Consider the following 10,244-nt stretch of genomic DNA (forward strand, 5'->3'; position numbering starts at 1 on the left):
CATCCGTCACTGGTCACTGTCCGTCAGCGGCTCGTCCACGTCCGGCTCCCGCAGGAAGAAGAGATCCTCCTCCAGCGGATCCTCGTCATCGCGAAGCCCCGGCGCGTCGCTCGGTACCGGCACGGAGAAGCCGGACGGCAGACGCCCCTCGAAGAAACCTGCCCCCTTGAGCTCGTCAAGCCCAGGCAGATCATCGATGCCCTCGAGCCCGAAATGCGCGAGGAAGGCAGGCGTCGTGCCGTAGGTCACCGGCCGGCCGGGCGTGCGGCGCCGGCCGCGCAGACGCACCCATCCGGTTTCGAGCAGCAGGTCGAGCGTGCCGCGCGAGGTGGCGACGCCCCGGATGTCCTCGATCTCGGCACGCGTCACGGGCTGGTGATAGGCGATGATCGCGAGCGTCTCGAGCGCCGCGCGCGAGAGCTTCTTCGGCTCGGCCAGCTCGCGCGCCAGCAGATAGGACAGGTCCGAGGCGGTGCGGAACATCCAGCCCTGCGCCACCCGCCGCAGGTTGACCCCGCGCCCGGCATAGAGATGCTGCAGCCGGTCGAGCACGGCGGCGACCTCGGCTCCCTTCGGCAGCCGCTCGGCGATGGCCGCCTCGCTCACCGGCTCGCGCGAGGCGAAGAGCAGCGCCTCGGCGATGCGCAGCGCCTGGACGAAGGCTTCGGCAGCCTCGTCGTGCCGGTCGAAGCGCTCGACATTGGCGCTCATGCCACCCCGCCTTCCCCGCTGTCGGATTGCCCCAGGCCGGCACGCCGGCGGATCCACAGCGGCGCGAAGGCGCCGTCCTGGCGCAGGTCGAGCACGCCTTCGCGCACCATCTCGAGGGTGGCCGACAGGGCCGAGGCGCGCACCGTGGCCTGCATGCCGGGCGCCGCGACATAGGCGATGAGGTACTCGTCCAGCGCCGTCCAGTCCTGTGCGCTGCCGACGAGCCGCTCCAGCGCGTCGCGCGCCTCCACCAGCGACCAGACGAAGCGCTTGCGCAACGTCACACGCGCATTCGCCGCCTTCTGGCGCTGGCGGGCATAGGCGTCGAGCAGGTCGTAGAGCGTCGCATCCCAGGTCGGCCGCGCCACCACCGACATCGGCTCGGGCGCCCCGCGGGCGAAGACGTCGCGGCCGAGCTGGTCGAGGTCCGACAGCCGGCGCGCGGCGGCGCGGATGGCTTCGAGCCGCTGCAGACGCAGGGTCAGGGCGCTCGCGAGGTCGGATGCACTCGGCTCGTCGCCCTTCGGCTTCTCGGGCAGCAGCAGGCGGGACTTGAGATAGGCGAGCCAAGCGGCCATGACGAGGTAATCCGCCGCGAGTTCCAGGCGAAGGCGTCGCGCCTCCTCGATAAAGACGATGTACTGCTCCGCAAGGGCGAGAATCGAGATGCGCGCGAGATCGACCTTCTGCCGGCGCGCAAGCTCGAGCAGCAGATCGAGCGGGCCCTCGAAACCATCGACATCGACGATCAGGGCAGGCTCGCTCGTGCCGCGCTCGGCAACCTCCTCGAAGGGCAGTTCGACAACAGACATCAATCAACCGTTGTGCGGGCGATTCTCCAGCCCGAATCAAGTTTCGGCGCCGACGCTGCCCATGGCAAGCGCGGACTTCAGCCGCTCGCGGCCCTCCGCCACATCGAAAGGTTCCGGCTCGTGCGCGAGGCGCGCGAGTGCCGCCGCGGCCCGCGCCCGCGCCATCCCTGCAAGGGTTGGAACCACTTCGGCTACTGTTTTCATCTCCTCGAGCCTGCCGTTGCAATGCAGAACGATATCGCAACCGGCGCGGCTCGCGGCGCGCGCGCGCTCGCCGATGGTGCCGGCGAGCGCATTCATGGAGATGTCGTCGCTCATCAGCAGGCCGCCGAAACCGATCTCCCCGCGGATCACCTCGCCGATCACGCGGCGCGAGACCGTCGCCGGCCGGCGCGGGTCGAGCGCGCGGTAGATGATGTGCGCCGACATGGCGAGCGGCATGTCCGCCAGCACCCGGAAGGGCAGGAAGTCGCTCACCGCCAGATCCTCTCGCACCGCCTCGACCACCGGCAGTGCGTGGTGGCTGTCCGCATTGCCGCGGCCGTGGCCGGGAACGTGCTTGACGACCGGCAGCACGCCGCCGGCAAGAAGCCCCTCCGCGCAGGCGCGGCCGAGCACGGCGACCTCTCGCGCGTCGCGCCCGTACGCCCGGTCGCCGATGACGCTGTCGGCCCCGGGCACCGGCACGTCGAGCACAGGCATGCAATCAACGGTGATGCCGACGGCCCGGAGGTCGTGCGCGATGAGCCGCGCCCCGAGCCGCGCCACCTCGCGCCTGAGCAGGAAGTCGTTGGCCGGCAGGCGGCCGAAGGCCGCGGCGGGCGGATAGGCCGGCCAGTGCGGCGGGGCAAGCCTTTGCACGCGCCCGCCCTCCTGGTCGACGAGCACCGGCGCATCGGCGCGCCCGACGCTCTCGCGCAGGGCGTCCGTCAGCCGCCGCACCTGGTCCGGCGTGTCGACATTGCGCCGAAAGAGGATGAAGCCCCAGGGCTGCGCCTCGCGGAAGAAGGCCGCCTCGTCCGGGCTGAGCACATGGCCGGCACAGCCGGCGATAAAGGCCTTGATCGCCGTCATGTCCGGCATCTCGTCACAGCAGGGATGGTCATGCCGCCGGATCTAGACCAATCCGATCGGCCGAAAAAGTGCGACCATCCGCAACGCGATGCGGCGGCCACCGGGGAGGCGCCGCCGCATGGATGCCGATGATCGGCCGCCCCGTCAGTTGCGGGCCACGAAGCAGTCACCGCCCTGGGACTGGAGCGAAGAGCACAGGTTCGCCGCCTCGTCGCGGCTCATCGGGCCGACGCGCAGGCGATAAACGGTGCGCTCGCCCACCTGCGCCCGCCGGATCATCGGCTCGAAGCTGCCGAGATCGCTGTAGCGGCGCTGCAGCTGGGCGAAGGATTCGCGCGCCGCGGCCTCGCTGGGCCGGGCCGCGAGCTGCACCGCGAAATCGCCGCCGCGCGGCGCGACCGCAGCCGCCGGGCGTGTATCGGGTGCCGGCACGGCCGGTTCAGCGGCAGCAACGCGCGCGGGCTGCGCCGGTTGTGGCTGGGATGCCTGCGGCACGATCGACAGCGGCGCGGTGCGCTGTGCCGGCTGTCGGGGCGGCTCGGCCGCCTGAGGCACGGGCTCCGGCGTGGAAGGCGTCACGACTGCTGCCTCCGGCGCCGGAACGGTCATCGGCGGCCGCTCCGTGGCCTGCGCCCGCGCCGGAGCAGGCTGCCCGCCGCCGATCACGCTGCCGTCGGGCCGCACGGCGACCGTCTTCACGCGCCTGGGATCGCCCAGGCCGGGGATCGACTGGCTGGCCGCCTCGAACCCCTCGGGCATCGTCAGGCGCAGGTCGTCGAGGGCGGGCTGCGCATCGGGTGCGCCACCCCCATTGGCGTTCAGCAACGCATTGACGTCGACCGGCTGCTCCGACTGGCGAACGACATTCGCGTCCGTCGGCTTCTTGGCCGCATCGGCGCGCTCGTAGATCTGCTTGTTCTGGTTGGGGATTTCGACACCGCCGGGGTTCTGCGGCGCGATCTTCGCCGGCTCGGCGGCAGCCTTGATCAGCGGCGGCTCTCCGCCGGCGCCGCCCTCCCCGCCCGTATAATTGAGCGCCAGGGCGACGCCCGCGGCCGCCATGGCCAGGACCGAAGCGACCGCGATCAGGCCCTTGCGGCCGCGCCGCGGCCGGGCGGGCTCCTCGTCGCCCTCGCCGGCATAGCCTTCCTCGACGTAGCCCTGGTCGATGTCGAACGAGCGCGGATCATAGGCACTGACCTGGGCCGGCTGGTACTCGCCATCGTCTGCCTGCTGGGGCATATGTACGGCGGATCGGCCGGCTGGCGCGCCCCAGTCATCGTCCCGGTAGCCGTCGAAACCGCCGGCGGCGGCGTTCTGCGGCGGCAACGTGGAAGCATCTCCGAGCAGCGCCTTTTCGAAGGCTGCCTCGAAGGGATCGGCCACCGGCATGGCGGCGGCAGCGGCCTCCTGCTGCATTCCGCGCAGCGGCACGTCGCCGAAGTCGAAGGCCGGCTCGGCCCGCTGCGGCACTGGCCGCTGCGGCGGGGCGTTGAGGAGATCGCGAAAGGGATCGTCCTGCCCCACGATGCGCGCGAGTTCTGCGAGCGGATCATCCGCGCGGGAGCCGCGCTCATCCTTGGGCGACTGGCGCAGTTGACGCTCCAGGTCGTCGAGATCGAGCAGGAAGCGTGATTTCGCTGTTTCGTTCATGGGCCTTGTCCGCACTCCATGCGCCGACCGCCCATGCAGCCGCACGCAGACCATGACCAGCGCGCCGATCAATCGACCAGCTGACGCGCACCGGCCCCATGCCTACGGCAGCGCGACGCAGGTCGCCTTCAGCGCATCTCTTCGGGCGCGGCCACACCCAGCACCGCAAGACCCGACGCAAGGATCGACCGCACCGCATGCACGAGCGCCAGCCTCGCCAGGGTCGACTTTCGATCGGTTTGATTAACAAACCGTAATTGGGGCGACTCCTTGCCGCGGTTCCATAGACTATGGAACGCGCTGGCGAGATCGTGCAGGTAGAACGCCACCCGGTGCGGTTCATGCGATGCCGCCGCACTCTCGATCATGCGCGGATACTGCGCGATCTGCCTGACGAGATCAATCTCCGCCGCATCGTCGAGAATGGTGAGATCCGCACGCGACAGCGCCACGCCGCTCACGTCGAGATCGGGAAAGGCCTCGGCCGCCTGGCGGAAGACCGATGCGCAGCGCGCGTGGGCATACTGCACGTAGAATACGGGGTTGTCCTTCGACTGCTCGACCACCTTGGCGAGGTCGAAGTCGAGCGGCGCATCGTTCTTGCGGAACAGCATCATGAAGCGCACCGCGTCGCGGCCGACCTCGTCGATGACCTCGCGCAGGGTGACGAAGTCACCCGCCCGCTTCGACATCTTCACCGGCTCGCCGGCGCGCAGCAGCTTGACGAGCTGGCACAGGAGCACGATGACCGCGAGATCCTCGCCACCGATGGCCCGGCCGACCGCCTGAAGGCGCTTCACATAGCCTCCGTGATCGGCGCCGAGCACATAGATGAGCTCGCGGAAGCCCCGCTCGTACTTGTCGCGCATATAGGCAACGTCAGCGGCGAAATAGGTGTAGCTGCCGTCGGACTTCATGAGCGGCCGGTCGATATCGTCGCCGACATCGGTCGCGCGGAAGAGCAACTGCTCGCGGTCTTCCCAGTCCTCCGGCAGTTGGCCCTTCGGTGGCGGCACGCGCCCGCGGTAGACATAGCCGCGCCCTTCGAGGCTCGCGATCGTCTCGGCGATGGCACCGCCGTTCTTGCCGTGCAGGGCGCGCTCGGAAAAGAAGACGTCGTGCACGACGCCGAGCGCGGCGAGGTCGTCGCGGATCATCGCCATCATCGCGTCGATGGCCGCATCGCGCACGATCGGCAGCCACGCGGCCTCGTCCATGTCGACGAGGCTCGCCCCGTGGCGCTCCTTCAGCGCCTCGCCGACCGGCTTGAGGTAATCGCCCGGGTAGAGCCCTTCGGGAATGGCGCCAATGTCCTCGCCGAGCGCCTCGCGATAGCGCAGGAAGGCGGAACGGGCGAGGACCTCGATCTGCGCGCCGGCGTCGTTGATGTAATATTCGCGCGTCACCTCGTGCCCGGCGAAGGCCAGGAGCCCGGCGAGCGCATCGCCGAAGACGGCGCCGCGACCATGGCCGACATGCATGGGCCCGGTGGGGTTGGCCGAGACATATTCGACGTTGACCGGCTTGCCGGTCCTCGCAGCGCCGCGGCCGAAATCGGTGCCGAGGCCGGCGACCGCCCGCAGCACGTCCTGATAGACGGCGGGCGCGAGGCGCAGGTTGATGAAGCCCGGCCCCGCGATCTCGACGGCGGTGACGCCCTCCTCCCGCTGCAGCTCCTCGGCGACGAGGGCCGCGAGCGCGCGCGGATTGGTGCCGGCCGGCTTGGCGAGCACCATGGCGGCATTGGTGGCGAGGTCGCCGTGGGCGGGATCGCGCGGCGGCTCGACGACGACGCGCGACAGATCGAGCCCCTCAGGCAGCTTGCCCGCGGCGACGAGCCGCTCGATCGCGCCGGCGAGGCGGCGCTGGTACGCGTCGAAGATGTTCATGGCCGTCCTTGAGACAACATAAGCCGCGCCGACAGGGGCGCCCTTCCGAAGGCGGCGCCCTAGCGCAATTCCGGTGTTGCGTCAAACAGGCGGCGGTGCTCCTGCAGGGCATAGCCGTCCGTCATGCCGGCGATATAGTCCGCGACGCGCCGGGCGACGCGCGGCTCCTCCTCCCGGGCTCGGTCGAGCCGCCATTCCTCCGGCATCAGCTGCGGCTCGCGCACGAATTTGCCGAAGAGATCGCGCACCACCGCCTCCGCCTCCCGCCGCACGCGCATGACGCGCTGATGGCGGTACATGTTCGGGTAGAGGAAGCCCTTGATGGCCTCGTCGGCCGCCGCCATGGCCGGCGAGAAGGCGACGACCTGCAAGCCCGCCCGGCGGATGGCATCCGCATCGGCCGGGGCGAGGCGCGCCAGGCGCCGGCCGCTCTCGGCGATCACATCCTCGACAAAACGGGTGATCACCCGGCGCACGAGTTCGTGAATGACGCGCGGGCGTTCGAGCCCCGGATAGCGGCGGGCGATGTCGTCGAGCAGCTCGGCGAGGAACGGCACCGCCCTGAGGTCGTCGAGCGCGAAGAGCTCGGCCCTGAGGCCGTCGTCGATGTCGTGTGCGTCATAGGCGATGTCGTCGGCGATGGCGGCGGCCTGCGCCTCGCCGCCGGCATGGGTCGCGAGCCACAGATCGTCGCGCTCGTTGTATTCCGTGATGGCGCCCGGCACGCCGCGCTCACCATAGCGGCCGAAGGGCCGGCCGTCCGCGTCGACGAGCGGGCCGTTGTGCTTGACGAGCCCCTCGAGCGTCTCCCAGGTCAGGTTGAGGCCGTCGAAGGTGGCGTAGCGCCGCTCGAGCCGGGTGACGATGCGCAGGGCCTGGGCGTTGTGGTCGAAACCGCCGAAACCCTCCATGCAGGCATCGAGCGCGTCCTCGCCCGTATGGCCGAAGGGCGTATGGCCGAGGTCGTGCGAGAGGGCGAGCGCCTCGGCGAGATCCTCGTCGAGCCCCAGCGAGCGGGCGATGGCGCGGGCGATCTGGCTCACCTCGATGGAGTGGGTGAGCCGCGTGCGGTAGTGGTCGCCCTCGTGATAGACGAAGACCTGCGTCTTGTGCTTCAGACGCCGGAAGGCGGTGGAATGGATGATGCGGTCGCGGTCGCGCTGGAACTCGCTGCGCGTCGGCGACGTCTCTTCCCGGATCAGCCGGCCGCGGCTCGCCGCCGGATCGCAGGCATAGGGTGCGCGCCAACGCTCGCCGTGCGCTTGCATGTCTGGCTCCCTGTTGCGGCGGACGCCGACCGCACTTACCTTTTCAGTGAATGGCGAGGCAAGCCTCGCGGCACGGATATGAACGGATCTTGCCTGAGATGTCGGCAATTACTGTGACGGAGCGCGCCGCCAGGCGCATCAAGGAGGTGCTGAAGGGGGAACCCGAAGGCAGCATGCTGCGCATCAGCGTCAACGGCGGCGGCTGCTCGGGCTTTCAGTACGCCTTCGATATCGAGCGCAACAGCAGCGACGACGACGTGATCGTGGAGCGCGACGGCGCGGCCGTCGTCGTCGATTCCGTCTCCCTGCAATATATCGACGGCTCGGTGGTCGATTTCGTCGACGACCTCATCGGCCAGTCCTTCAAGATCGAGAACCCGCACGCCACCGCCTCCTGCGGCTGCGGCACGTCCTTCTCGCTCTGATCCGACGTCCCCTGCCGGCGGGCGGACAATCTCGACGCGAGCCGGACAGCGGCGCGCGCCGACGCTGCGCTGGCGCACATCGAATGGTAACCTCGCTCCTCTAGATGAACGGGCAATCGTTGATCAGGAGCTCCCTATGACATCCGCAGTTCGCCCCGCCAGGCCCGTTTTCAGCGCACGCAGGCGCCGGAACATCCTTCTTGCCGGCGCGGCGGCGATCGCGCTCGTCGGCGCCTTGCCGGTGGCGGACGAATTCACCGCATGGCGGCTGTCGCGGATCCTGGCGCCCGCCGGAACGGTCGATGCCGTTTCCGGTGCGCTGTTCGGCCCCCTCGCCGTCGACGGCCTCCGTCTCGCCACGCCGGGCGCGACGATCTCGATCGACCGCATCGTGCTGCCGGGCCGGGGCCTTCTCGGCAGCTCCGCTCTTGCCGCGGGCGACGTGACGCTCGAAGGCGTCTCTGTCGTGCTCGACGGCCTGACCCTCCGCATGCCGCGCATCCTCGTCTCGGGGACGGACCTCGACCAGGCGACGATTGCCCGCATCTTCGACAAGGCGGCGACGCAGCCCCTATCCGAGCGGCTCGCTGCCCTGACCGCAAGCGCGGTGCGCATCCCCGAGCTGACGATGGAGCAGACCGTCGGCGACATGCAGCAGACGGTGACCTATCACGACATCGAGATGCGCGACATCAGGGCAGGCGTCATCTCTGCCATCGCCGTCCCGCGCGCCACGATGCGGATTGACGGGAAGAAGGAGGGGCTGACCACCGGCTCCGTGGGTCCGATCACCATCGACGATTTCGACACGGTGCAGACAGCCCGCGTCTATGGCGAGAAGGCCGGCCCGGGCGACACCGAGCCGAAGCGGCTTTACGGCGCCTTCAGCGTCGAGAACTTCAGCATGCGCGATGCGAAGGGCAACGAGGTCGGTGTCGCGCGCATCTCCGGCCGCGCCTTCAAGGCGCGCCCGACGGCCGATTCCTGGCTCGGCACCATCGACGCGCTCGGCAAGGTTGACGACTTCGAGAAGCTGTCATCCGCGGAGCGCAAGGCCTTCTTCATGCGCCTCGTCGACATGATGACGGCTTTCGAGATCGGCGGCTTCGAGGCTTCCGGGTTCACCTTCAAGGGCAAGGACGAGAAGAAGGGCGAGCCGATCGACGGCGAGATGGAGCGCATCGCCATGAGCGCCGATGCGACCGGCCCCAGCTTCTCGGTCACCGGCATGCGCTTCGTCACGCCGGATGCCGAAATGCGCTTCGGCGGCATGAGCTTCTCCGAAATCGTCTGGCGCCCGATGCTGGAGCGGCTGAAAGAGGCGCTCGCCGCACCCGATACGGATTTCGAGGATCTCGACGCCCGGAAATTCGTGCCCCTGATCGGCCATGCCCGCATCGAGGCCATCGACATCGACATCCCGGCCGACGAGGACGAGCCGCGCCGCGGCAAGGACAAGCGGGCCGTGAAGGCCGGCGAGCGGATCAAGATGGCGATCGGCGCCATCGACCTCAAGGCCGGCAATATCGTCGACGACATCCCGACCGAACTCGGCGCGCGCGTTGACCATTTCGCCATGGCCCTGCCCGCGGGCACCGACAAGGACGGGCTCAAGGAGCTGCGCGCCATGGGCTATGAGGCGCTCGACCTGTCGTTCGCCCTCGATGCCGCCTGGGCGCCGGACAAGCAGGAACTCGCCGTCAAGACTTTGTCGTTCAACGGCAAGGACATGGGTGCCGTGACGCTCTCGGCCCTCCTCGGCAATGTCACGAAGGACATCTTTTCGTCGGACGAGGCCATCCAGCAGGTCGCCCTCATGTCGGCGACGGCGAAGCGCCTGTCATTCGCCGTCGAGAATGGCGGCATCTTCGAGCGCTTCCTGGAGCAGGAGGCGAAGAAGCAGAAGCGCAAGCCGGACGACCTGCGCAAGGAATACGGCATGGGCGCCGCCATCGTCGTGCCTGCCTTCCTCGGCAATTCCGAGGGCGCACGGACGCTCGCCAATGCCGTGGCGCGCTTCGTCGCCAAGCCCGGCGCGCTCAACGTCACGGCAACCGCCAACAACGCGGGCGGCCTCGGCCTCGCCGACTTCGCCGCCGCTGGCGGCGAACCCGCGACATTGTTCGAGCAGGTGACGATCGAGGCCAAGGCAGAATAGGCCTCGGCAGCGCCGGGCACAGCGGCGCGATGCCATCTGCGAACGGCAGCGACGCGGGATGGTAAGCGCAACTTCTCCCTCGTCATGGCCGGGCTTGTCCAACGCAAGTCGGGCTTGCCCAACTTGCGTCACTGCAAAGAGACGCGAGGCGCGCTGCTGTTGCCATCCACGTCTTGTGCGCTCGTGCCAGCCTCGCGGCGTGGGGTGGCCGCCCCCGGGCCGGGCAGCCCCCCCCCCGCCCGGCCCGCGGGGGG

At 69.4% G+C, this 10,244-nt stretch carries 8 protein-coding genes; 2 read left to right on the plus strand and 6 right to left on the minus strand.

Annotated elements, in window-relative coordinates; genetic code table 11:
• Positions 1-6: 6 nt before the first annotated feature.
• The 6 genes from scpB to P2T65_RS09175 form a co-directional block, all read right to left on the minus strand.
• Positions 7-711 (minus strand): SMC-Scp complex subunit ScpB, encoded by a 705-nt coding sequence (gene scpB / locus P2T65_RS09150; protein ID WP_055458129.1) that lies wholly within the window; start codon positions 709-711, stop codon positions 7-9.
• Positions 708-1,523, minus strand: coding sequence for a ScpA family protein (locus tag P2T65_RS09155; protein WP_071923862.1), 816 nt, complete (start codon positions 1,521-1,523; stop codon positions 708-710). Before P2T65_RS09155 ends, scpB begins: the two co-directional genes overlap by 4 nt.
• A 36-nt stretch (positions 1,524-1,559) precedes the next feature.
• On the minus strand, positions 1,560-2,597 hold the full coding sequence (gene nagZ / locus P2T65_RS09160; protein ID WP_071923863.1) for a beta-N-acetylhexosaminidase: 1,038 nt from the start codon (positions 2,595-2,597) through the stop codon (positions 1,560-1,562).
• Positions 2,598-2,741: 144 nt separating this feature from the next.
• Positions 2,742-4,250, minus strand: a complete 1,509-nt coding sequence (locus P2T65_RS09165; RefSeq protein ID WP_276199631.1) for an SPOR domain-containing protein — start codon at positions 4,248-4,250, stop codon at positions 2,742-2,744.
• A 128-nt stretch (positions 4,251-4,378) separates the two neighbouring features.
• The gene (argS, locus tag P2T65_RS09170; protein WP_276199632.1) at positions 4,379-6,139 is read right to left on the minus strand and encodes an arginine--tRNA ligase; all 1,761 of its coding nucleotides are present in this window, start codon (positions 6,137-6,139) and stop codon (positions 4,379-4,381) included.
• 59 nt (positions 6,140-6,198) lie between these two features.
• Complete coding sequence (locus P2T65_RS09175) at positions 6,199-7,407, minus strand: deoxyguanosinetriphosphate triphosphohydrolase (RefSeq protein WP_055458125.1); 1,209 nt, start codon at positions 7,405-7,407, stop codon at positions 6,199-6,201.
• A gap of 98 nt (positions 7,408-7,505) precedes the next feature.
• Here P2T65_RS09175 and erpA point away from each other — a divergent pair, with 98 nt between their 5' ends.
• Positions 7,506-7,832 carry an iron-sulfur cluster insertion protein ErpA gene (gene erpA, locus P2T65_RS09180; protein WP_055458124.1) on the plus strand — a complete coding sequence of 109 codons (327 nt, stop codon included), beginning with the start codon at positions 7,506-7,508 and terminating at the stop codon, positions 7,830-7,832.
• A 136-nt stretch (positions 7,833-7,968) separates the two neighbouring features.
• The gene (locus tag P2T65_RS09185; protein ID WP_276199633.1) at positions 7,969-9,990 is read left to right on the plus strand and encodes a hypothetical protein; all 2,022 of its coding nucleotides are present in this window, start codon (positions 7,969-7,971) and stop codon (positions 9,988-9,990) included.
• The last annotated feature ends 254 nt before the right edge of the window (positions 9,991-10,244 follow it).

It is taken from the genome of Chelatococcus sp. XZ-Ab1 (assembly GCF_029309855.1).
GTDB lineage: Bacteria > Pseudomonadota > Alphaproteobacteria > Rhizobiales > Beijerinckiaceae > Chelatococcus_A > Chelatococcus_A sambhunathii.

Coding starts and splice junctions, on each gene's coding strand:
- scpB (WP_055458129.1), bottom strand. CDS start 711: ATGAGCGCCAATGTCGAGCGCTTCGACCGGCACGACGAGGCTGCCGAA.
- P2T65_RS09155 (WP_071923862.1), bottom strand. CDS start 1,523: ATGTCTGTTGTCGAACTGCCCTTCGAGGAGGTTGCCGAGCGCGGCACG.
- nagZ (WP_071923863.1), bottom strand. CDS start 2,597: ATGACGGCGATCAAGGCCTTTATCGCCGGCTGTGCCGGCCATGTGCTC.
- P2T65_RS09165 (WP_276199631.1), bottom strand. CDS start 4,250: ATGAACGAAACAGCGAAATCACGCTTCCTGCTCGATCTCGACGACCTG.
- argS (WP_276199632.1), bottom strand. CDS start 6,139: ATGAACATCTTCGACGCGTACCAGCGCCGCCTCGCCGGCGCGATCGAG.
- P2T65_RS09175 (WP_055458125.1), bottom strand. CDS start 7,407: ATGCAAGCGCACGGCGAGCGTTGGCGCGCACCCTATGCCTGCGATCCG.
- erpA (WP_055458124.1), top strand. CDS start 7,506: ATGTCGGCAATTACTGTGACGGAGCGCGCCGCCAGGCGCATCAAGGAG.
- P2T65_RS09185 (WP_276199633.1), top strand. CDS start 7,969: ATGACATCCGCAGTTCGCCCCGCCAGGCCCGTTTTCAGCGCACGCAGG.